Below are 21,640 nucleotides of genomic sequence, written 5' to 3'. Positions count from 1 at the left end.
TGCCCAAAATCGGGCTCTGACCCCGGTTTGATTAATAGTGGTAGGCGGCTTTCAGCAGCAGCAGGTTGACGCCGCCGTTCGGGTGCTTGATGCCGCCGTTCGAGTAGTGCTGCAGGCGTGCGCCCAGTTCCCATTTGTTGGCGAACACATAGCCGACGCCCACGTGGTCGGCGAATTCGAAGGCGGTCGACAGTTGGCGATGCGTGTTGCGGTACACGCTGGAGAACACGGCGGCGCCGATGCCGGCGTCGGCGTACAAGCCAAGCTTGTTGTCGGCTTCCCAGCGGAACACCGGCGTGATGCCGACCACGGCCAGGTCCTTCTTTTCGCCCTTCACGTCCAGCCACTGGTTGGCGCGCCAGTACGCGACGTTCGCGTCCCAGTAGCCGGACAGGTGGTAGCCGCTGGTCGGCAGCCAGTTCTTGTTCCAGTCCTTCTGGACCGCGAGACGGACGACCTGCACGTGTTCGCCGCCACCGGCTTCCACCGATGACGAATCGAACATGCCGTCGGCGGCATGGCCCGCCTGCATGGCCAATAACGCGGCCACGGCCGCCAGGGAACGGATGATTTTTTTCATGGACAAACGCCTTTGCGATAAAAGTGGAGCCGTGCAAGCGAAAGCTCACGGCAAGACCGCTATTGTAGCGAGGTCGATGAAGGGGTGTAGGCACCCTGCCAATTGTTACAATATGGGCAATGAATACTCGTGAGGATGGAATGACGTTACCGACAGTGGCATTTCTCGGCATCGGCCTGATGGGCAAGCCGATGGCGACCCGGCTGGCCCGGGCCGGGTATCCCCTGCGCGTGTGGAACCGCACGGCCGCCAAGGCCGAGGCCCTGCGCGCGACGGGCGCCGCGCCGCACGCCGACCTGCACGACGCCGTGCGCGGCGCCGACATCGTGATCTCGATGCTGGAAGCGGGGCCGATCGTCGGCCAGGTCATCGACGGCGCCCTGCCGGCGCTCGCCAAGGGCACGCTGTGGATCGACATGAGTTCCACGCGCCAGGACGAAGCCCTGACGTTCGCCACGCGTTTGCAGCAGGCCGGTTGCCGCTTCATCGACTCTCCCGTGTCGGGCGGCGTGGGCGGCGCGGAGGCGGGCCAGCTCGCGATCATGGCCGGCGCCGATGCCGCCGATTACGCGCAGGCCGAACCCGTGCTGCGCGTGCTGGGCAATCCGAAGGCCGTCGGCCCCGTCGGCAGTGGCCAGGTGGCCAAGCTGTGCAATCAATTAATCGTGGGCGCCACGATCAATGTGGTGGCCGAAGCGCTGCTGCTGGCGGAAGCGGCCGGCGCCGATCCGGCCGCCGTGCGCGACGCGATCAGCAAAGGCTTTGCCGGCAGCCGCGTGCTGGAAGTCCACGGCCAGCGCATGCTGGAGCGCAATTTCATGCCGGGCGGCCAGGTCAAGACGCAGCTGAAAGATCAGCGCAATATCCTGGCGGCAGCAAGCGCGGCCGGCGTCACCTTGCCCGTGACGGAATTGGTGACGCGGCAGTACGAAACCATCGAACGGGATATCCCGTCCGCCGACCACGCCGCCGGCCTCATCGCGCTGGAACGGATGAATCCCGGCAAGCGCCTCGGCACGGCCGAGGACCAGCTGCCGTAAACCTCAGGCGGGCTTCAACGGCAGGCTCATCTCGACCAATCTCGCCCAGAAGCTGGCCCCGACCGGCAGCAGCTGGTCGTTGAAGTCGTAGCTGCCGTTGTGCAGCTGGCACGGTCCGAGGCCGTGGCCACCCATGCGGTGCTCGCCGTCGCCATTGCCGATGAAGACATAGCAGCCCGGCTTTTCCTGCAGCATGAACGCGAAGTCCTCGGCGCCCATCGTGGGTTCGACGTTCGTGTCGACGTTGTCCGCGCCCACCACCGCGCGCATGGCCTCCACGGCGAACGCCGTCTGCTCCGGGTGGTTGATGAGGGGCGGGTAATTGCGCTTGAACGAGAAATCGACGGTGGCGCCGAAGCCCGCCGCGAGGCCGCCCGCGATCTCGTGCATGCGCCGCTCGATCAGGTCCAGGACGTCGGTGGCGAACGTGCGCACGGTGCCGATCATGACGGCTTCGTCGGGGATGACGTTCGTGGCGCTGCCGGCGTGGATCTGCGTGATCGACAGCACGGCCGTGTCCAGCGGGTTCTTTTCGCGCGAGATGATGGTCTGCCAACCTTGCGCGATCTGCACGGCGACCATCACGGGGTCGATGCCGCGGTGCGGCTGCGCGGCGTGCGCGCCCTTGCCCTTCACGACGACGCGGAACTCGTTACTGGATGCCATCATCGGCCCCGCGACGACGCCGAAGCTGCCCGTCTTGATGCCCGGCCAGTTGTGCATCCCGTACACCGCTTCCATCGGAAAGCGCTCGAACAAACCGTCGTCCATCATGCGGCGCGCGCCCGCGCCGCCTTCTTCGGCGGGCTGGAAGATCAGGTAGACGGTGCCGTCGAAGTTGCGGTTCTGCGACAGATAGTGGGCTGCACCCAACAGCATCGTTGTGTGGCCGTCATGACCGCAAGCATGCATCTTGCCGGCATGGCGCGACGCGTGCTCAAATGTGTTGAGTTCCTGCATCGGCAGCGCATCCATGTCGGCACGCAGGCCGATGGCGCGGTCCGAGGTGCCGTTCTTGATGATGCCGACGACGCCCGTCACGCCCAGGCCGCGCACCACGGGGATGCCCCATTCGGTCAGGCGTTGTGCGACCACGTCGGCCGTGCGTTGTTCTTCGTAGCAGAGTTCGGGATGGGCGTGGATGTCGCGCCGGATCGTTTCGAGCTCGGACTGGTAAGCGAGGATAGGTTCGACTAGTCTCATTCGTTTCTCTCCTTTTGAACTATTGTAGCCCTTCCACCATGTGCAATGCCAGGGTCCCCACGGCTGCCGCCGGAATCGTATAAAGTACTGGTTTATCGACGCTTTTCTGGATGAATCCGATGACCAAGACCATCGTCCGCGGCGCCTGCCCGCATGACTGCCCCGATACCTGCGCGCTCCTCGTGACCGTGGAGGACGGCGTGGCCACGGAGGTCAAGGGCGATCCGGATCATCCGACGACGGCCGGCGTGTTGTGCACGAAGGTCTCGCGCTACATCGAACGCACGTACCACCCCGACCGCCTGCTGTACCCGATGCGCCGCACCGGCAAGAAGGGAGAGGGCAAGTTCGAACGCATCACGTGGGAACAGGCGCTCGACGAGATTGCGAATCGCCTGCAACCCATCGCCGCGCGCGACCCGCAGGCGATCCTGCCGTACAGCTATTGCGGCACGATGGGCCTGGTGCAGGGCGAGGCGATGGCCATGCGCTTCTTCAACACGCTCGGTGCCTCCTTTCTCGACCGCACCGTGTGCGCGAACGCCGGCGCCACCGGCTATAAATACACCATCGGCGGTTCGATCGGCACGGATACCGAACAGTTCCAGGATGCGAAGCTGGTCTTGATCTGGGGCGGCAACCCGATCGCGTCGAACCTGCACCTGTGGACGCGGTTGCAGGAGGCGAAGCGCCGCGGCGCCAAATTGATCGCCATCGATCCCTATCGCTCCCTCACGGCAGAAAAATGTCACCAGCACATCGCGCTGATGCCGGGCACGGACGCCGCGCTGGCGCTGGGCATGATGCACGTGCTGGTGAAGGAAAACCTGCTCGACCACGACTACATCGAACGATACACGTTCGGCTTCGCGCAATTGAAGGACCGCGTGGCCGAATGGACGCCGGAACGCACGGCGCAGACGTGCGGCATCACGGTCGATGAAGTCGTCGACCTCGCGCGCGAATACGGCCGCACGGCGCGCGCGGGCGAGCCGGTCGCGATCCGCATGAACTACGGCCTGCAGCGCGTGCACGGCGGCGGCATGGCCGTGCGTACGATCGCCTGCCTGCCGGCCCTCGTGGGCGCGTGGCGCCTGGCGGCCGGCGGCGTGCAGCTGTCGACGTCGGGCACGTTCCCGGCCAATAAAATTGTCCTGCAACGCCCGGACCTGTTGCGCGGCAAGCTTCCGCGCACGATCAACATGAACACGATCGGCGCCGACCTGCAACGCGACGCATCGCCCGCGTTCGGCCCGAAGATCGAAGCCGTCATCGTGTACAACTCGAACCCCCTCGCGATCGCGCCGGATTCGGCGCAGGTGCAGCGCGGCTTCGAGCGCGAGGATCTGTTCACCGTGGTGCTGGAACACTTCCAGACCGACACCGCCGATTACGCGGACATCCTGCTGCCGGCCACCACGCAGCTGGAACACGTCGACGCGCACCTCGCCTACGGCCACTTGTACATGATGGCGAATAACGCGGCGATCGCGCCGCTGGGCGAATCCAGGCCGAATACGGAAATCTTCCGTCTGCTCGCAAAACGCATGGGCTTCACGGATGCGGCCTTCGACGAGACGGACGACGAACTGGCGGCCAAGGCGTTCGACGTGAACAACGAGCGCGCGGTCCACTTCGACTGGTCGTCCCTGAAACGCACCGGCTGGCAAAAGCTGAACGTGCCGGCCGCGCCGTTCGCGCAAGGCGGTTTCCCCACGCCGTCCGGCAAGTGCGAGTTTTATTCGAGCTCGATGCTCGCCGACGGCCTCGATCCGCTGCCGACTTATATCCCGAACTACGAGTCGGTCGCTTCCACGCCCGAACTGGCGCAGAAATATCCGTTGGCGATGATTTCTCCGCCGGCCAGGAACTTCCTCAACTCTACCTTTGTCAATGTCCAGAGCCTCCGCGCAACGGAAGGTGAGCCGCACCTGGACATCCATCCTCTTGATGCCGCTTCCCGCGGCATCGTCGATAAGGAGATGGTACGCATCTTCAACGACCGGGGTGCGTTCGTCGCGCGCGCCCGGGTCACCGCCAAAGCGCGGGCCGGCCTCGTGGTCGGCCTGTCGATCTGGTGGAAGAAGCTCGCCAGCGACGGCAAGAACGCCAATGAAGTCACCAGTCAGCGCCTGACCGATATGGGCCGGGCGCCCACCTTTTACGACACGCTGGTGCAGGTTGAAAAGGCCGCACCATGATCTGGAAATATGAAACTTACACGGATTACCCCGTGGCTCCGCACCGTGCTGTTCGCCGGCACGGCGGCGGGGCTGCTGGCCAGCTGTTCCACGCTGAACTACTACTCCCAGGCGGCCCAGGGCCAGCTTGAACTCCTGTCGGACGCCCGTCCGATCGATGACTGGATCGCCGACCCCGGCACCAGTACCAAACTGCGCCATCGCCTCGAGACGGCGCGCCAGATCCGCCGCTTCGCAGTTGCCGAAATGGCTTTACCCGACAACAACAGCTACAAAAACTACGCGGCCCTGAAGCGGCAATACGTGTTGTGGAACGTCGTCGCCACGCCCGAGCTGTCGCTGCGGCCCCTGCAATGGTGCTTCCCCGTGGCCGGCTGCGTGAATTACCGCGGCTACTACAGCAAGGCCGCGGCCCAGGCGTATGCGCAGGAACTGCGCGATGCGGGCGACGACGTCGAGGTCGGCGGCGTGGCCGCGTATTCGACGCTCGGCTGGTTCAGCGATCCGCTGATCTCGACGTTCATCAACTACCCGGACGGCGAACTGGCGCGCATGGTCTTCCACGAGCTGGCGCACCAGATCGTGTACGCGCAGGGCGATTCGCAATTCAACGAATCGTTCGCCTCGACGGTGGAAGAGGTCGGCGTCGAGCGCTGGATGGAACGCTTCGGCAACCCGCAGATGCGCGACGCCTATGCGCGCTACCGGAGCCGCAAGAAGGATTTCCTCGGGTTGTTGATGAAGTACCGCAAGGCGCTGGAGCAGAATTACGCCGTCGTCGACCGCAGCGATGCCGCAAAGCGCGCCGTCAAGGTGCGCCTGTTCCAGGAGCTCAAGGACGAATACCAGGTCCTCAAGGGCAACTGGGGCGGCTACGCGGGGTATGATCGCTTCTTCGACCAGCCGCTGTCGAATGCCCACCTGGCCTCGATCGCGACCTACGAAGACTTCGTGCCGGCATTCCGCGTCCTGTTGCAGCGCGAAGGCAGCTTTCCGAAGTTTTACGGGGCCGTCAAACGCCTGGCCGACATGGACAGCGCCGACCGCCACCGGATCCTGAACGCGATGGTGCCGCCGCTCGTGACGGCGCCGTTGATGGTACAGCGCAGCGAAACGCGGCCACAGGATCGATAGAGTCGTTGTTCGAATTACGCAAAAGTGCTTGCGTCCGGGCGCGCTGCCCGATAGCATCTTGTTTATCAATATCAGCACGACCGTGCGATTTTTTTAGGTCGTACTGTCAAATAGAACAAAAGACGCCAATTGGTCGCCGCAGGGGGCGTCCGATTGGTAAGATCTTGCCGGGCTCAGAACGATAACGACACTGGAGACAGAGGCACCGATGGACAAGATTTGGCTCAAGGCTTATCCGCCCGGCGTGCCGGCGGACATCGATCCCGACCAGTACGGCTCGTTGGTGCAGCTGCTGGAGGAATCGTTCCGCAAGTATGCGGCGAACAACGCTTTCGTCTGCATGGACAAGTTCCTCACCTACGGGGAACTGGACGGCATGTCGAAGCGCCTGGCCGCCTGGCTGCAGAGCCGCGGCATGAAGCCGGGCGCGCGCGTGGCCGTCATGATGCCGAACGTGCTGCAGAACCCGGTGGCGCTGGCCGCCATCCTGCGCGCGGGCTATGCCGTCGTCAACGTCAATCCGCTGTACACGCCGCGCGAACTGGAGCACCAGCTCAAGGATTCGGGCAGCGAAGCCATCATCGTGCTCGAGAACTTCGCGCACACGGTCGAGCAGGTGCTGAATAACACGGCGGTGCGCCACGTCGTCGTGGCCAGCATGGGCGAACTGCTGGGCGGCGCCAAGGGCATGCTCGTCAACTTCGTCGTCCGCAACGTCAAGAAGATGGTGCCGGACTTTTCGATCCCGCACATGGTGCGCTTCAAGGACGCGCTGGCGCAGGGCGCGAAGATGCCGTTCCAGCCGGCGCAGCTGAAGAATACCGACGTCGCCTTCCTGCAGTACACGGGCGGCACGACGGGCGTGTCGAAGGGCGCGACGCTCACGCACCGCAACGTCATCGCCAACATCCTGCAGACGGAGGCGTGGTCGAAGCCGGCGATGAGCCGTCCGCCGCTCGTCGAATTCCCGACCATCGTGTGTGCGCTGCCGCTGTACCACATCTTCGCGCTGACGGCGTGCGCGCTGTGGGGCATGCGCGTGGGCGCGCTGAACATCCTGATTCCGAACCCGCGCGACATCCCGGGTTTCATCAAGGAGCTCAGGAAGTACCGCATCAACATGCTGCCGGCCGTGAACACGCTGTACAACGCGCTGGTGAACCATCCGGATTTCAAGGGCGTCGACTTCAGCGGGCTGAAAGTGTCCAACGGCGGCGGCATGGCCGTGCAGCAGGCCGTCAACGACAAGTGGAAGGCGCTCACGGGCACCAATATCATCGAGGGCTACGGCCTGTCGGAGACGGCGCCGGTGGCCACGTGCAACCGCTGCGACATCCCCGGCTTCACGGGCACGATCGGCCTGCCGGTGCCGTCGACGGACATCGCGATCGTCGACGACGACGGCAAGCCGCTGCCGGTGGGCAGTGTGGGCGAGATCGCGATCCGCGGTCCGCAGGTGATGGCGGGCTACTGGAATCGCCCGGACGAGACGGCGAAGGTCATGACGGCGGACGGCTTCTTCAAGTCGGGCGACATCGGCACCATGGACGAAAACGGATACGTGAAGATCGTCGACCGCAAGAAGGACATGATCCTCGTGTCGGGCTTCAACGTGTACCCGAACGAACTGGAAGCGGTGATCGCGGCGCATCCGGGCGTGCTGGAATGCGCGGTGGTCGGCGTGCCGGACGAGCACTCCGGCGAAGCAGTGAAGGTGTTCGTCGTGCGCAAGGACGCGCAGCTGACGGCCGAGCAGCTGATGGAGTACTGCAGGCGCGAGCTCACCGGCTACAAGAAACCGAAATACATCGAATTCCGCGACGAACTGCCGAAGACGAACGTCGGCAAGATCCTGCGCCGCGCTCTGCGCGAGGAAAAGCAGGCGGCGTAAAAGACTGGAACGCATCGACCGTCGTTCCCGGCCTCGGCGGCCCCTTGGCGGGAACCCAATTTTTACGCATTGCGATAGCGCGAGCAGAAATTGGGGGAATAGTGCCGGGGGCACCATTCCGCCTGCGCGGGGGTGACGAAAGCCGCCGCCGGGCGGTTTTTTTGCGCACACGATTTGAATTGAACGAAAAAAAAAGCGAGGCAATGACATGGACAAATTCTGGCTGAAGTCGTACGAGGCGGGCGTACCTGCGGACATCGACTGGACGCAGTACCGCTCCCTCACGCACCTGCTGGAGGACTCCTTCCGCAAGTACGCCAACCGCGACGCCTTTGCCTGCATGGGCAAGTCCATGACGTTCGCGGAACTGGACAAGCTGTCCGGCGCGATGGCCGCGTGGCTGCAGCAGAAGGGACTGGCGCCGGGCGCGCGCGTGGCGATCATGCTGCCGAACGTGCTGCAGTATCCGGTGGCGATGGCCGCCATCCTGCGCGCCGGCTACACCATCGTCAACGTCAATCCGCTGTACACGGCGCGCGAGCTGCAGCACCAGTTGAACGACTCCGGCGCGGAAGCCATCGTCGTGCTGGAGAACTTCGCGCACACCGTCGCCGACGTCGCGCCCAACACGAAGCTCAAGCACGTCATCGTCGCCAGCATGGGCGACCTGCTGGGCGTGAAGGGCCTGCTCGTCAACTTCGTCGTGCGCACGGTGAAAAAGATGGTGCCGGCGTGGTCGCTTCCGTCGGCCGTGCCGTTCAAGCGCATGCTGGCCGAAGGCGCGCGCCTGGCGCGCAAGCCCGTCGAGTGCGGCCATGAGGACGTCGCCTTCCTGCAGTACACGGGCGGCACGACAGGCGTGTCGAAGGGTGCGGTGCTGAAGCACAGGAACGTGATCGCCAACATGCTGCAGAACGAAGCCTGGTTCGCCCCGACGCTGGCGAAGATCCCGGCCGGCGCGACGCCGCAATTCGTGTGCGCGCTGCCGCTGTACCACATCTATGCGCTGACCGTGTGCGCCCTGATGGGCCTGCGCGCGGGCGGCACCAACATCCTGATCCCGAACCCGCGCGACGTCAAAGGCTTCATCAAGGAGCTCAAGAACTACCGCGTCAACGTCTTCCCGGCCGTGAACACGCTGTACAACGGCCTGTTGAACCATCCGGACTTCGCCGGCCTGGACTTCTCCGGCCTGCTCGTCTGCCCGGGCGGCGGCATGGCCGTGCAGAAGGTCGTGGCCGACAAGTGGCTCGCGGTGACGGGCGCGCCGATCGTCGAGGGCTACGGCCTGTCGGAGACGTCGCCGGTGGTCGCCGCCAACCGCTGCGACATCAAGGAATTCACGGGCACCATCGGCTATGCGCTGCCGTCGACGGAATTGCGCATCATCGACGAAGCCGACAACGAAGTCCCGTTCGGCACGGCCGGCGAGATCGCCGTGCGCGGCCCGCAGGTGATGGCCGGCTACTGGCAGCGCCCGGACGAGACGGCGAAGGTCATGACGGCGGACGGCTTCTTCAAGACGGGCGACATCGGCGTGATGAACGAGACCGGCGCCGTCAAGATCGTCGACCGCAAGAAGGACATGATCCTCGTCTCGGGCTTCAACGTGTACCCGAACGAAGTCGAGGACGTCGTCGCGTCGCACCCGGGCGTGCTGGAAGTGGCGTGCGTGGGCGTGCCGGACCAGCACTCCGGCGAGGCCGTCAAGCTGTACGTCGTCAAGAAGGACAAGGGGCTCACCAAGGAAGAGCTGCTGGCGTATTGCAAGGACCAGCTGACCGGTTATAAACGGCCGAAGTACGTCGAGTTCCGCGACAGCCTGCCGAAGACGAACGTCGGCAAGATCCTGCGGCGCGAGCTGCGCGACGAGAAGCAGCCGGCGTAACTGGCGATACGTTGCCGTAAAACCGTCGCCCCCGCGCAGGCGGGGGCCCAAGTTCTACAGGGGGCCGGTACTGCACGCAAATTGGATCCCCCCGCCCCCGCGGGGACGTGTTCAAGGCGCGGGCCGCCTACCAGATCGTCGTAATCTCCACCTCCGGCTTCCCATCCCCCACCCGAAACGCCGCCAGCTAGCGCTGGACAGTCTTCGGGGCGCGCACGTCATCCAGCCCCATGAAGCGCGTGCGTTTCTCCCGGGGTGATCTCCATGAGCATGTAGCCGCGCTTGTCGCTGCGGCCGAACCTGATGTGCGGGTTCATCGCCACCCTTGGCGACATCGATGCCTACCATTGAAGTAACAGACACGGTCCTCGGCCCCCCTGCTTGTGCATGCGAGCTCGACCAGTGCCGGCGCTCGTAACCGTTTGGGATCAGGAAGACCAGTACGGTGGGCGTGCGCTTTCGACTCAGTCACGGGCTCCAACACCCCGGCGCGTACCAAACTGCACGCGCCGGTCTGCTTCTAGAACTGCCAGACTTCAGACTTTACCGCACCTGCTTACCGTTTAACATACAAGCGCCAAATTCATTTAAATAGGATGAAGATTAAATCTTTGTAATGTTACTTTTAGATAGCATTCCAGAATGCTCCATAAGTATAGTTTTAGTCGTAAAAAGCATGAAGACGGGAAAAATAAGTGCGTTTTATGCGGGGTAAATAAATTCTTCGAGGAAGAGCGCAACTGTCACTGATCGGGCCTTTAGACCATGCGTTCGTCTTCGGAGTTTTTGCAAACTTTTCTCGGTCTGCGAAGTAGCAATACCTTTGAACGAAGTCGGGCTAAAGCACTAATCAATCCGCGTAATTTCCGGTGCATTATTACTAATAAAATCTTGAAAGAGAGAATATGGTTACCTAGTGATTCGGGCGATAGCGGTATCGGTATCGGTGACGGTAGCGGCCTTGGAGACACCGGCGATAGTGGAAGCGCTAGCTGTGACGCGTGCACATCTTCTAACCAACAGATGTGCCAAAATACCCTTGATGCTGCTTTGCAGCAGGCATTTATTATAAATACAGCTGCGGACGTTAGTTGCGCTCTTGTCGCCGCAACCGTTGTCTTGGGTCTGGCCTGCATAGTGGTAGCTGAAGCCGCATATCAAGCTGCTCAAGTGGGCGCGCAGGCGTCATACGACAACTGCGTGATGAATATTCCCAACGTTTGTTATGCGCGTTGCCAATAAGGCAATCGCAAATCGATTCGAACCGCCTAAAATATCCAAACCAAAAAGTATGTCGGAAGTAACTGGACGATAATATTGGGGCTAACCCAATCTCGCAGGTTTTGTTATCATGGATCTTAAATTCTCCTGGAAAATCAAAGCGCTTTGCGGGGTTGGGTTGCTTTCTCTTATCGCGAGCGAGGCGGTTGTGTACCGAATAACTGGCAGCCTAAGTTTCGAGCCCCTACTGCGGAACGTTAGCATCACTTCGATTTTTCTAGGAGTCGCTGCAATTATCGAGCTCGGAAGGTTGCGAAAAAGACAGATCGCGGTGTTTTTGAGTTTTATGTTGGGTGCTTGTATTTTGTGGGTAACAATGTTCTACCCTCCGCCCATAATGGCGTTTGTTTGCGCGGGAATAATTTCATTGATTTCCGTCGTTGCTTCATATTGGTATCGTCAGGGACGAAATTAGGAAAAGTGAGTAGCGGCGCCTTTTGGCCACCTCGAAAAACCTCGGCCGAGACGCATACGGCTAAGTAAAATCCTGATATCGAACCAAGCCAGCGAGTGCCGTCATGATGAAACCCCGGGCGAGCGTCGACAAGCGCTGCAAGCTGATCCGCAAGATCGCCATCACGCATGCTGCCGTAGCCGATACCGTCGTCTTTGAGGAACTGCTCGACCTGAGCAACACCAGCCGGAACCTCTACGCCGACCGTGGCTACCCCAGCATTGAACGCGAAGCCAGGTTGAAGCAAGCCGGCTGGCGCGTACACATTCAGCGGCGCGGCCATGCGACCAAGGGCATTTCCGAGACGCAGAAACGACGCAACCGCGCAATTGCCACGCCGCGTGCCCGTGTCGAGCATGTATTCGGCGCCTTGGCCCAGATGGGCGGAAAACTGGTGCGTTGTATGGGAATTGTGCGTACCGCGTTCGTTCTTCAGTTGAAGGCTGCCAGCTACAACCTCAAGCGCCTCGTCTTCTTGAAAGAACGCGGCCTGGCGCCGTTCTAAAACCGCAGTTCGGTAGCCTGCGGCTGCCGGACATGCCAGGCTCGACGCGCACGCTGTGCGCCAGTGCGGGCGTCGCGACGGCGCTGCCCTTCGCGGCGATGTTGCGGAACGCGCCGTCGTGCGCCACTTCCCAGCGCAGGGTGAGGGCGAGCGATGGGGTCTTCGTCGCGTCGAGCGGATCGGGCGCCACGCGCGTCCACAGGATCACGCCATCCGGCAGCGGCGAACCGGATGCGACGCCGAGGCTGAACGGATAGCCGGCCGCGTTCAGCAGGAACAGGCGGCGCGGCCAGCTCATGGACAGTGCGCGGCGGGCTGCGATTTACTGCGCGATCAGCGATTCCAGCGGCGGCAACTGGCGCGGCTTGCGGTCCGGGCCCGTGGCGACATAGGTCAACGTGGCTTCGGTCACCTTGACGACGTCCGTCTGCAGGCGGTTGCGTTCCGCGTACACCTCGACGTAGACGGTGATCGACGTATTGCCGACCTTGACGATGTCGGCGTAGAACGACAGCAGGTCGCCCACGAACACGGGGTTCTTGAACACGAAGGAATTCACGGCGATGGTAGCGACGCGGCCGTTCGCGCGGCGCACGGCCGGCAGCGAGCCGGCGACGTCGACCTGGGCCATGATCCAGCCGCCGAACACGTCCCCGTAGACGTTCGCATCGGACGGGGCGGGCATCATCCGCAGCACTGGCATCTTTCCTTCAGGCAGGCGGGTGATGGACGGGGTCTGGTTTTCTGGCTGGGTCATCTTGAATTTCCGGTAAAGGCTACAATCCTCCCGATTGAACCATAAAACTTCGAGCCCTGCCATGCGACGCTCTCCGCCGAACTCCCTGCCGCCCGCCGATCCGAACGCCAAACGGAACGACTGGGCCACCATCGCCACCCTGCTGCCCTATTTGTGGGTCTATAAATGGCGCGTACTGGCCGCGCTGATCTGCCTCGTCGGCGCCAAGATGGCCAACGTCGGCGTGCCGCTCGTGCTGAAAAAGCTGATCGACCACCTGACGATCAACCCATCCAGCCCGCACGCCTTGCTCGTGCTGCCGCTCGGCGCGCTCGTCGCGTACGGCGCGCTGCGCTTTTCGACCACGCTGTTCACCGAGCTGCGCGAATTTCTGTTCGCGCGCGTGACGCAGCGCGCGGTGCGCACGATCGCGCTGAAAGTGTTCCGGCACCTGCATGCGCTGTCGCTGCGCTTCCACCTGAACCGCCAGACGGGCGGCATGACGCGCGACATCGAACGCGGCACGCGCGGCGTCAGCTCGCTCGTCTCGTATTCCCTGTTCTCGATCCTGCCCACGCTCGTCGAGATCACGCTGGTGCTGGGCTACCTCGGCACGCATTACGACGCCTGGTTCGCCGGCATCACGTGCGTCGCGCTCGTCACGTACATCACGTTCACCGTCACCGTCACGGAATGGCGCACGCATTTCCGCCGCACGATGAACGAGCTGGATTCGAAGGCCAACACGAAGGCGATCGACTCGCTGATCAATTACGAGACGGTGAAATACTTCGGCAACGAGGACTACGAAGCGAAGCGCTACGACGAGGGCCTGCAGAAGTACGAGCAGGCCGCGGTGCGTTCGCAGACGTCGCTGTCGGTCCTGAACACGGGCCAGTCCCTGATTATCGCGGCGGCCGTCACGGCGATCCTGTGGCGCGCGACGCAGGGCGTGATCGACAAGACGATGACCCTGGGCGACCTCGTGCTCGTGAACTCCTTCATGATCCAGCTGTACATCCCGCTGAACTTCCTCGGCGTGATCTACCGCGAGATCAAGCAGAGCCTCGCGGACATGGAGCGCCTGTTCGGCCTCCTCGAACAGAATCGCGAGGTGGCCGATTCGCCCGATGCGCGGCCGCTCGTCACGCACGGTGCGCGGGTCGAGTTCGCGCACGTCGAATTCAACTACGACCCGAACCGCCAGATCCTGTTCGACGTCGACTTCACGATCCCGCCCGGCACGACGACGGCGGTCGTGGGCCACAGCGGCTCGGGCAAGTCGACCTTGTCGCGCCTGCTGTTCCGCTTTTACGACGTGCAGCAGGGCGCGATCCGCATCGACGACCAGGACGTGCGCAACGTGACGCAGGATTCGCTGCGCCACGCGATCGGCATCGTCCCGCAGGACACGGTGCTGTTCAACGACACCATCGAATACAACATCGCCTACGGCCGCCCGGGTGCGAGCCGCGCCGACATCGTGGCGGCCGCGCGCGCGGCGTCGATCCACGACTTCATCGAAACCCTGCCGGACGGCTATGCGACAATGGTGGGCGAACGCGGCCTGAAACTGTCCGGCGGCGAGAAGCAGCGGGTGGCCATCGCGCGCACGCTGCTCAAGAATCCGGCGATCCTGATCTTCGACGAGGCGACGTCCGCGCTCGATTCGAAGTCGGAGCAGGCGATCCAGGCGCAGTTGAAGGAAATCGCGAAGCAGCGCACGACGCTCGTCATCGCGCACCGCCTGTCGACCATCGCCGACGCCCACCAGATCCTCGTGCTCGACCACGGCCGCATCGTCGAACGGGGCACGCACGCGGCCCTGATCGCGGCGGATGGCCTGTACCGGCAGATGTGGGACCGCCAGCAGGCCAGGCAGGACGAAGACCTGGCGTCGCCGCCGGTCGAAGCCGTACAAGATTGATGAGGATGTGAACGGAATGGAAAAACAGATCGTCGAGATCGACATGGCGGACGTAGGCCACGGCAACCCGGCCTGGATCGCCGCGCTGGAAGCGGGCAAGGTGCTGTACTTCCCGAACTTCGGCCAGCACGGTTTCGCGCCGCACAAGGAAGAACTGGCGCTGTTCCGCGAAGACATCCGCGACCCCAAGACCCGCAACATCAGCCTCTCGGCCGGCGGCGACCTGAAAGGCGTGGTCGGCGACGACGCGACGCGCGCTCTGATGGCCGGGATGATCGGCCGGTTCCGCGCCGAGGCCGAAGGGTTGCTGGGCAACCTGGTGCCGCGCTACGGCGAGCACCTGCGCCGCGGCGCGACGAGCTTCCGGCCGTCGGTCGTGCAGAACCGCGTGCAATCGTGGCGCGCCGACGACCGCCGCATGCACGTGGACTCGTTTCCGTCGCGCCCGAACTACGGCGAGCGCCTGCTGCGGGTATTCACCAACGTGAACCAGGACGGCGAGCCGCGCGTGTGGCGCGTGGGCGAACCGTTCGAGGACGTGGCCCGGCGCTTCCTGCCGAAAGTGAAACCGTATTCGGCGTGGCAGGCGAAGGTGCTGAACATGCTGCACGTGACGAAGTCGCTGCGCAGCGAATACGACCACATCATGCTGCAGCTGCACGACGCGATGAAGTCCGACCTCGACTACCAGAAGAACGCGCCGCAGGTCACGTTCGGCTTCCCGCCGGGCTGCGCGTGGGTGTGCTTCTCGGACCAGACCTCGCACGCCGTGATGGCGGGGCAGTACATGATGGAGCACACGCTGCAGCTGTCGCCCATGCACCAGTACGACAAGGATGCGAGTCCGCTGGCGATCCTGACGCGCCTGCAGGGACACGCGCTGGTGTGACGACGTAACAATGGCCGCAAGCGCGGCCATTTTTTGTTGACGCGCGCGATGTGTTGGCGTTGCGCGTGGGCGGAGGGCCGCCTACCCTACGGCGGCGCGAACATCGTAGGGTGGGCACCCCGTGCCCACGCGTTCAACCGGCTCAGGAATGAACGATAAACCGGCCATTCATACGCTGGTTGACCGCGTGGGCGGAGGGCCGCCCACCCTACGGTAATGCGAACATCGTCGGTGGGGTTTGTGAGGCCGGGGGCCTCACAAACGAACGTGCCCACCATGCATCCAAAATCAATACGTGTAGAACATCCGCTGAATCTCTTTGGTGTCGTTCGTCCTGGTCAGCGCCAGCATCAACAGGATGCGCGCCTTCTGCGGATTGAGCGTATCGGCCACCACGAAGTCCAGCTGGTCGTCATTGGCCTCGCCGTTGCGCGCGACGATGCCCTGGCCCACGCGGCTGGCGCGCACGATGATCACGCCCTTTTCACGCGCGGCCGACAGGGCCGGGCGCACCTTGATCGGCAGGCTGCCGTCGCCCACGCCCGCGTGGATCAGGCCCTTGGCGCCGGCGGCGACCAGCGCGTTGACGGCCGTCGGGCCCACGTTCGCGTAGGTGTAGGCGATGTCGACCTGCGGCAGCGACGTCAGGTTGCTCACGTCGAACTCCGTGTCCACCGTGTGCTTGCGGGTCGAGGCGCGGTAGAAGTGCGGCTGGTTGCCCACCACGTAGCCGAGCAGGCCCAGTTCAGTCGCCTTGAAGGTGTCCGTCGTCGTCGTGTTGGTCTTGCTGACGTCGCGCGCGGCGTTGATCTGATCGTTCATCACGACCAGCACGCCCTTGCCGACCGCTTCCTGGCTGCCCGCGACGAGCACGGCGTTGTACAGGTTGATCGGGCCGTCGGCCGAGATCGCGGTCGACGGACGCATCGCGCCCACCACCACCACCGGCTTTCTGCTCTTGACGACGAGGTCGAGGAAGTACGCTGTTTCCTCGATCGTGTCGGTGCCGTGGGTGATCACGACGCCGTCCACGTCCGGCTTGGCCAGCAGCGTGTTGACGCGCTTGGCCAGGGTCAGCCAGTGCTCGTTGCTCATGTTCTCGCTGGCGATCTGGAACACCTGTTCGCCGGTCACGTGCGCGACCTGCTTCAGTTCCGGCACGGCCTTGATCAGGTCATCGACGCCGACCTTGGCGGCCGTGTAGCCGACCGTCGTCGTGCTGGTGGCGCCGGTACCGGCGATGGTGCCGCCGGTGGCGAGGATCACCACGTTCGGCAGGCGTCCCGCGGCGTGCGCGGCCGCTGCGCACAGCGTAAAGAGGAACAGTGCGAAGCAGGTGCGTATGAATTTTAAAAACATAAAATCTCCTTTTTTAACAATTTTTGGAAGGCAAAAAAAAGGCTCCTTGGGAGGAGCCTGGATTCGGGGGGCGTCTAGCGCAATGGCGCGGTCGCGACGTCCTGGGTGGCGAGGGCGGGATCGGTGAGATCGCCCTCCCACTTCGCGACGACGGCCGTGGCGATGCCGTTGCCGATCACGTTCGTGGCCGAGCGGCCCATGTCGAGGAAGTGGTCGATGCCGAGCAGCAGGAGCAGGCCCGCTTCGGGGATATGGAACTGGCCCAGCGTGGCGGCGATCACGACGAGCGATGCGCGCGGCACGCCGGCCATGCCTTTCGACGTCAGCATCAGCACGAGCATCATGGTCAGCTGCGTGGACAGCGCCAGTTCGATGCCGTAGGCCTGGGCGATGAAGACCGAGGCGAAGGTGCAGTACATCATCGAGCCGTCCAGGTTGAACGAGTAACCGATCGGCAGCACGAACGCGGCCAGGCGGTTCTTGACGCCGAAGCGTTCCAGGCCTTCCAGCGTTTTCGGATACGCGGCTTCCGACGACGCGCAGGTGAACGCGAGGATGGTCGGCTCGCGCAGCAGGCCGAGGAGCTTGAACAGGCGCGGGCCGACGAACAGCACGCCGATCGCGATCAGGACGGCCCACAGCAGCGCGATGCCGAGGTAGAACTCGCCCATGAACTTGCCGTAGGTGGAGAGCACGCCCAGGCCGCTCGTGGCGACGACGCCGGCCACCGCGGCGAACACCGCGAACGGCGCGAAGTTCATCACATAGCCCGTCACCTTCAGCATCACGTGGGCCGCGCCGTCGATGGCGTCGATCAGCGGCGTGGCGCGCGCGCCCACGGCGGCGGCGCCGGTGCCGAAGAAGATCGAGAAGATCACGATCTGCAGGATCTCGTTCCTGGCCATGCCGTCGGCGATCGACGTCGGCACGAGGTGGGTGACGAAGTCCTTCAGCGTCAGGCCGGAGGCGGTGATGCCCGACGAGGCGCTCATGTCCGGCAGGTGGCCGGCGGCGGCCATCGCGTCGCCCGGCCGGAACAGGTTCACGAGGATCAGGCCCAGCGTCAGCGAGAGCAGGGAAGCGATGATGAACCAGCCCAGCGCCTTGACGCCGATGCGGCCGACTTCCGCGGCATTGCCCATCTTGGCGATGCCCACCACCAGCGTCGAGAATACGAGCGGCGCGATGATCATCTTGATCAGGCGGAGGAACAGCGTCGTCACCAGCGACATCGTCTCGGCGAAGCCCTTGGTGTCGGTCATATGGGTGTTCGCTACGTAGCCGACGGCGATGCCGAGTACCAGGCCCACGAGGATCCAGGTGGTGAGGCGGTTTCTTTGGTTCATAAGCTTCCTCTGTGGTGGCAGATTGCGGAACAGGGGAGATCGTCCGTCCTGTTCCGGCGCCGTGGCACAATCTCGTGCAAGATCAGGTAGTTGCCGGGTGCCTGGTGCTGTGATATTGACAAGTCCCGGCAGTATCCTTGGCGTTGCGGGTGCTGTCAAGCACGCCCAAATTCGGTGAAAACAAGATGATCGAAATCGACAATGTCAGCAAGTGGTACGGCCCCTTCCAGGTCCTGCGCGACTGCACGACGCGCGTCGCGCGCGGCGACGTGGTCGTCGTGTGCGGCCCGTCCGGCTCGGGCAAGTCGACGCTCATCAAGACCGTCAACGGCCTCGAGCCCTTCCAGCAAGGGGCGATCCGCGTGGACGGCACGTCGGTCGGCGACCCGGCCACGCGCCTGCCCGCGCTGCGCGCGCGCATCGGCATGGTGTTCCAGAACTTCGAGCTGTTCCCGCATCTGTCCGTGCGCGACAACCTGACGCTGGCCCAGGTCAAGGTCCTGAAACGCCCGCGCGACGAGGCGACGGCGAACGGCCTGACATACCTGGAGCGCGTGGGCCTGCTGGCGCACCAGGACAAATTCCCGGCCCAGCTCTCGGGCGGCCAGCAGCAGCGCGTGGCGATCGCGCGGGCGCTGGCGATGGACCCCGTCGCGATGCTGTTCGACGAGCCGACGTCCGCGCTCGATCCGGAGATGGTGGGCGAAGTCCTCGACGTGATGACCGGCCTGGCCGCCGACGGCATGACGATGATGGTCGTGACCCACGAGATGGGTTTTGCGCGCCGCGTGGCGGACCGCGTCGTGTTCATGGACGAGGGACGCATCGTCGAGGACAGCACCGGGGAGGCGTTCTTCGAGGCGCCGACGTCGGACCGGGCCAGGGAGTTCTTGGCGCGGATCATCCACTGACACCAATCGCATTGTTATCAGCAAAACGCCGCCCCTCGCGAGAAGAACGTCGCCTGCGCGGGCAAACCGTCGCCCCCGCGCAGGCGGGGGCCCAGGTACTCCCGGCGTCGCCGCGATGCGTGCAAAATTGGATTCCCGCCTCCGCGCACTGCTGTCCGGAATAATTTGAGGGGAAATCGCTGAAGGTGTTGCAGGGACTGGTTTACGGGCGTATACCCGAGTCGCCAAACTCAAAAAACCAAAACCCCGCAACATGTTCAGCATAGCTACCTTTCAGGAATTATTAAAGGGCCTGCCCCGCTCGGAGTTCGATCGGCTGGTAAAAAGACACAAGGCCGACAAGTACTCTAAAAAATTCGGGCACTGGCAGCACCTGATCGCAATGATGTACGGGCAGCTCAGTGAAGCGCCGGGCTTGCGGGCGCTGGAGACGGGCTTTAATCATCACCGCTCTCACCATTACCATTTGGGCGCCGGGATGATCAAACGTACGACGCTGGCCGATGCGAACGCCAGGCGCTCCGATACCGTGTTCAGTGACGTCGCCAATTGGCTGATGGGACAGGTGTCGCGTCAGTTGCGCAGCGATAGTGCTGAATTGATGTATCTGCTCGACTCGACGTCGTTGACGCTCAAGGGACGGGAATTCGAGCGTTGGACACAAGAAAACCGCACCCGCAACACCCAGGGTATCAAGGTCCATGTCCTGCTCGATGCCGAGACCCGGACGCCAGACTGGATTTCGTTCAGCGCGGCCAACGTGAACGACGTAGAGAAAGCCTGGAGCGTACCGCTGGTTCGGGGCGCCCTTTACGTCTTCGACAAAGGCTACTGCGACTACGCCTGGTGGAACGCCATCAGTCAGGCTGGGGCGCAGTTCGTTACCCGGTTCAAACGCAATGCCGGCCTACAGATAATCGAAGAAAGAAGCATTCCCGCCGAAGCCGCCGGGGTCGTGCTCAATGATGAAATCGTCCGGCTCAAACATAAGCGTCCCGGAGGACGAGACAACCCGTACCTGGCATCGCTACGGCGTATCACGATCGCTCGCCCGGAAAAGGACACGCCGCTTGTCCTGGCCACCAACGATCTGGACAGCGCCGCGTTCGAGATCGCCCAGCGTTACAAGGAGCGCTGGGGAATCGAACTGTTTTTCAAGTGGATCAAGCAGCACCTGAAAATCAAAAAATTCCTCGGGCGGAGCGAAAACGCAGTGCGCATCCAGGTGCTTACAGCGTTGATCAGCTATTTGCTCGTGGCGCTCTACAAGCAGCGGCACTCGCTCAAGATCAGTCTCTGGGACTGTCTCGTGCTGATACGCGCCACCTTGTTTCAGCGCCCCGAGATCGAAGCTTCCCGCTATCGACAACGACGGCGACTTCAGCAAGAAATGGCAGAGCTCCAGCTGAGCCTCATCTGATGAAACTGTCAAGAATTTTATTCCGGACAGCAGTGCGCCTCCGCGGGGACGACGCGGTTCGTAGTGCGGGGACGACGTGGTTCATGGCGCAGGAACGACGCTTACAGGTTCCGCAACACCAGGCTCGCCCCGCCCGCGATCAGGACCACCCACACGGCCTGCCTGACCCGCTCCGCCGGCAGCCGCTGGTGCAGCCGGTTGCCGAGATACAGCCCGCCGAGCGCGAACGGCAGCAGCACGGCGGCCAGCAGCGGCAGCGCTGGCTGGCGATACAGTCCGGCGCCCGTGAACAGCACGAGGCGCGCGACGGCGCTGAAGAACAGCACGCCGCTGATGGTGGCGCGCAGGGTCAGCTTGTCGTGCAGGCGCCGCGTGAGGAAGATCGTGTAGAACGGCCCGCCGGTGCCGAACAGCGCCGTGAACATGCCGCCGACCACGCCGAACGGCCCGGCCCACGTGGACGCCAGCGGTTGCGGCTTGCCGCGCACGAGCAGGCTCCAGGCCGAATAGCTCAGGATGAACAGGCCGAGCACGAGCAGCAGCAGGTGCTCCGGCGCACGCACGAGGGCGAGCACGCCGATGGCCATCCCGGCCAGCATGAACGGGATGAGCCGCAGGGCTTCGCGCTTTTCGATGAAGCGGCGGTTCTTGAGGCCCAGCAGCAGGCCGGACACGAGATCGAACACGAGCATCAGCGGCACCGCCATGCGCAGCGGAATCAACAGCACGAGCAGCGGCATCGCCGTCACGGCCGAGCCGAAACCGGTGAGGCCGTAGACCGTGTAAGCGAACACGATGATGCACGCCAGTTGGGCAAGCGTAAGCAATTCGAATGTCATGTTTGCGCGGGCCGGTTGACAATAGGACGATTCTAG

The 21,640-nt window shown here is 63.4% G+C and carries 17 protein-coding genes; 10 read left to right on the top strand and 7 right to left on the bottom strand.

Going from position 1 to position 21,640, the window contains the following annotated elements:
* Nucleotides 1-31 precede the first annotated feature (31 nt).
* Nucleotides 32-580, bottom strand: a complete 549-nt coding sequence (locus ACEN9Q_RS23860; RefSeq protein WP_495626273.1) for an acyloxyacyl hydrolase — start codon at nucleotides 578-580, stop codon at nucleotides 32-34.
* Nucleotides 581-720: 140 nt separating this feature from the next.
* Here ACEN9Q_RS23860 and ACEN9Q_RS23855 point away from each other — a divergent pair, with 140 nt between their 5' ends.
* Nucleotides 721-1,620, top strand: coding sequence for an NAD(P)-dependent oxidoreductase (locus ACEN9Q_RS23855; RefSeq protein ID WP_495626272.1), 900 nt, complete (start codon nucleotides 721-723; stop codon nucleotides 1,618-1,620).
* A gap of 3 nt (nucleotides 1,621-1,623) precedes the next feature.
* Here ACEN9Q_RS23855 and ACEN9Q_RS23850 read toward each other — a convergent pair whose 3' ends face one another.
* Nucleotides 1,624-2,823, bottom strand: a complete 1,200-nt coding sequence (locus ACEN9Q_RS23850) for a M20 aminoacylase family protein (protein WP_056448434.1) — start codon at nucleotides 2,821-2,823, stop codon at nucleotides 1,624-1,626.
* A gap of 119 nt (nucleotides 2,824-2,942) precedes the next feature.
* Between ACEN9Q_RS23850 and ACEN9Q_RS23845 the strand changes: the two genes are divergently transcribed.
* From ACEN9Q_RS23845 to ACEN9Q_RS23825, 5 genes are all read left to right on the top strand, one after another.
* Nucleotides 2,943-5,024, top strand: coding sequence for a molybdopterin-containing oxidoreductase family protein (locus tag ACEN9Q_RS23845; RefSeq protein ID WP_495626271.1), 2,082 nt, complete (start codon nucleotides 2,943-2,945; stop codon nucleotides 5,022-5,024).
* A gap of 9 nt (nucleotides 5,025-5,033) precedes the next feature.
* The gene (locus ACEN9Q_RS23840) at nucleotides 5,034-6,158 is read left to right on the top strand and encodes an aminopeptidase (protein ID WP_056448431.1); all 1,125 of its coding nucleotides are present in this window, start codon (nucleotides 5,034-5,036) and stop codon (nucleotides 6,156-6,158) included.
* 208 nt (nucleotides 6,159-6,366) lie between these two features.
* A complete protein-coding gene (locus ACEN9Q_RS23835; protein WP_495626270.1) occupies nucleotides 6,367-8,049 on the top strand; it encodes a long-chain-fatty-acid--CoA ligase in 1,683 nt (560 codons plus the stop codon).
* Nucleotides 8,050-8,257: 208 nt separating this feature from the next.
* The gene (locus ACEN9Q_RS23830) at nucleotides 8,258-9,937 is read left to right on the top strand and encodes a long-chain-fatty-acid--CoA ligase (protein ID WP_495626269.1); all 1,680 of its coding nucleotides are present in this window, start codon (nucleotides 8,258-8,260) and stop codon (nucleotides 9,935-9,937) included.
* A 1,799-nt stretch (nucleotides 9,938-11,736) separates the two neighbouring features.
* Nucleotides 11,737-12,177 (top strand): transposase, encoded by a 441-nt coding sequence (locus ACEN9Q_RS23825; protein WP_495626268.1) that lies wholly within the window; start codon nucleotides 11,737-11,739, stop codon nucleotides 12,175-12,177.
* Here the strand turns inward: ACEN9Q_RS23825 and ACEN9Q_RS23820 are convergent.
* Together ACEN9Q_RS23820 and ACEN9Q_RS23815 are read right to left on the bottom strand one after the other, a co-directional pair.
* On the bottom strand, nucleotides 12,131-12,475 hold the full coding sequence (locus ACEN9Q_RS23820) for a PhoD-like phosphatase N-terminal domain-containing protein (RefSeq protein WP_495626267.1): 345 nt from the start codon (nucleotides 12,473-12,475) through the stop codon (nucleotides 12,131-12,133). The two genes, ACEN9Q_RS23825 and ACEN9Q_RS23820, sit on opposite strands and share 47 nt — an antisense overlap.
* A 24-nt stretch (nucleotides 12,476-12,499) precedes the next feature.
* The gene (locus ACEN9Q_RS23815; protein WP_495626266.1) at nucleotides 12,500-12,934 is read right to left on the bottom strand and encodes an acyl-CoA thioesterase; all 435 of its coding nucleotides are present in this window, start codon (nucleotides 12,932-12,934) and stop codon (nucleotides 12,500-12,502) included.
* Between the two features lie 61 nt (nucleotides 12,935-12,995).
* Between ACEN9Q_RS23815 and ACEN9Q_RS23810 the strand changes: the two genes are divergently transcribed.
* Entirely contained in the window at nucleotides 12,996-14,840 is a 1,845-nt protein-coding gene (locus tag ACEN9Q_RS23810) for an ABCB family ABC transporter ATP-binding protein/permease (protein WP_495626265.1), read from the top strand.
* 16 nt (nucleotides 14,841-14,856) lie between these two features.
* Nucleotides 14,857-15,729, top strand: a complete 873-nt coding sequence (gene kdoO, locus ACEN9Q_RS23805; RefSeq protein ID WP_495626264.1) for a Kdo hydroxylase KdoO — start codon at nucleotides 14,857-14,859, stop codon at nucleotides 15,727-15,729.
* Nucleotides 15,730-16,017: 288 nt separating this feature from the next.
* Here kdoO and ACEN9Q_RS23800 read toward each other — a convergent pair whose 3' ends face one another.
* Both ACEN9Q_RS23800 and ACEN9Q_RS23795 read right to left on the bottom strand, forming a co-directional pair.
* On the bottom strand, nucleotides 16,018-17,088 hold the full coding sequence (locus ACEN9Q_RS23800; RefSeq protein WP_495626263.1) for a type II asparaginase: 1,071 nt from the start codon (nucleotides 17,086-17,088) through the stop codon (nucleotides 16,018-16,020).
* Nucleotides 17,089-17,162: 74 nt separating this feature from the next.
* Nucleotides 17,163-18,434 carry a dicarboxylate/amino acid:cation symporter gene (locus tag ACEN9Q_RS23795; protein ID WP_495626262.1) on the bottom strand — a complete coding sequence of 424 codons (1,272 nt, stop codon included), beginning with the start codon at nucleotides 18,432-18,434 and terminating at the stop codon, nucleotides 17,163-17,165.
* Between the two features lie 185 nt (nucleotides 18,435-18,619).
* Here ACEN9Q_RS23795 and ACEN9Q_RS23790 point away from each other — a divergent pair, with 185 nt between their 5' ends.
* Both ACEN9Q_RS23790 and ACEN9Q_RS23785 read left to right on the top strand, forming a co-directional pair.
* A complete protein-coding gene (locus ACEN9Q_RS23790; RefSeq protein WP_495626261.1) occupies nucleotides 18,620-19,345 on the top strand; it encodes an amino acid ABC transporter ATP-binding protein in 726 nt (241 codons plus the stop codon).
* Between the two features lie 253 nt (nucleotides 19,346-19,598).
* A complete protein-coding gene (locus ACEN9Q_RS23785; protein ID WP_495625211.1) occupies nucleotides 19,599-20,765 on the top strand; it encodes an IS4 family transposase in 1,167 nt (388 codons plus the stop codon).
* Between the two features lie 101 nt (nucleotides 20,766-20,866).
* Here the strand turns inward: ACEN9Q_RS23785 and ACEN9Q_RS23780 are convergent, their stop codons facing one another.
* The gene (locus tag ACEN9Q_RS23780; protein WP_495626260.1) at nucleotides 20,867-21,604 is read right to left on the bottom strand and encodes a sulfite exporter TauE/SafE family protein; all 738 of its coding nucleotides are present in this window, start codon (nucleotides 21,602-21,604) and stop codon (nucleotides 20,867-20,869) included.
* Nucleotides 21,605-21,640: the final 36 nt, after the last annotated feature.

This window comes from Massilia sp. Masssp93 (assembly GCF_059491295.1).
Note: the sequence above shows the minus strand (reverse complement) of the source record. Positions and strands in the feature narration are given on the sequence as shown.

Bases quoted from the DNA above. Each gene is read 5' to 3' on its own strand.
- ACEN9Q_RS23860 (WP_495626273.1), bottom strand. From the start codon at position 580: ATGAAAAAAATCATCCGTTCCCTGGCGGCCGTGGCCGCGTTATTGGCC.
- ACEN9Q_RS23855 (WP_495626272.1), top strand. From the start codon at position 721: ATGACGTTACCGACAGTGGCATTTCTCGGCATCGGCCTGATGGGCAAG.
- ACEN9Q_RS23850 (WP_056448434.1), bottom strand. From the start codon at position 2,823: ATGAGACTAGTCGAACCTATCCTCGCTTACCAGTCCGAGCTCGAAACG.
- ACEN9Q_RS23845 (WP_495626271.1), top strand. From the start codon at position 2,943: ATGACCAAGACCATCGTCCGCGGCGCCTGCCCGCATGACTGCCCCGAT.
- ACEN9Q_RS23840 (WP_056448431.1), top strand. From the start codon at position 5,034: ATGAAACTTACACGGATTACCCCGTGGCTCCGCACCGTGCTGTTCGCC.
- ACEN9Q_RS23835 (WP_495626270.1), top strand. From the start codon at position 6,367: ATGGACAAGATTTGGCTCAAGGCTTATCCGCCCGGCGTGCCGGCGGAC.
- ACEN9Q_RS23830 (WP_495626269.1), top strand. From the start codon at position 8,258: ATGGACAAATTCTGGCTGAAGTCGTACGAGGCGGGCGTACCTGCGGAC.
- ACEN9Q_RS23825 (WP_495626268.1), top strand. From the start codon at position 11,737: ATGATGAAACCCCGGGCGAGCGTCGACAAGCGCTGCAAGCTGATCCGC.
- ACEN9Q_RS23820 (WP_495626267.1), bottom strand. From the start codon at position 12,475: ATGAGCTGGCCGCGCCGCCTGTTCCTGCTGAACGCGGCCGGCTATCCG.
- ACEN9Q_RS23815 (WP_495626266.1), bottom strand. From the start codon at position 12,934: ATGACCCAGCCAGAAAACCAGACCCCGTCCATCACCCGCCTGCCTGAA.
- ACEN9Q_RS23810 (WP_495626265.1), top strand. From the start codon at position 12,996: ATGCGACGCTCTCCGCCGAACTCCCTGCCGCCCGCCGATCCGAACGCC.
- kdoO (WP_495626264.1), top strand. From the start codon at position 14,857: ATGGAAAAACAGATCGTCGAGATCGACATGGCGGACGTAGGCCACGGC.
- ACEN9Q_RS23800 (WP_495626263.1), bottom strand. From the start codon at position 17,088: ATGTTTTTAAAATTCATACGCACCTGCTTCGCACTGTTCCTCTTTACG.
- ACEN9Q_RS23795 (WP_495626262.1), bottom strand. From the start codon at position 18,434: ATGAACCAAAGAAACCGCCTCACCACCTGGATCCTCGTGGGCCTGGTA.
- ACEN9Q_RS23790 (WP_495626261.1), top strand. From the start codon at position 18,620: ATGATCGAAATCGACAATGTCAGCAAGTGGTACGGCCCCTTCCAGGTC.
- ACEN9Q_RS23785 (WP_495625211.1), top strand. From the start codon at position 19,599: ATGTTCAGCATAGCTACCTTTCAGGAATTATTAAAGGGCCTGCCCCGC.
- ACEN9Q_RS23780 (WP_495626260.1), bottom strand. From the start codon at position 21,604: ATGACATTCGAATTGCTTACGCTTGCCCAACTGGCGTGCATCATCGTG.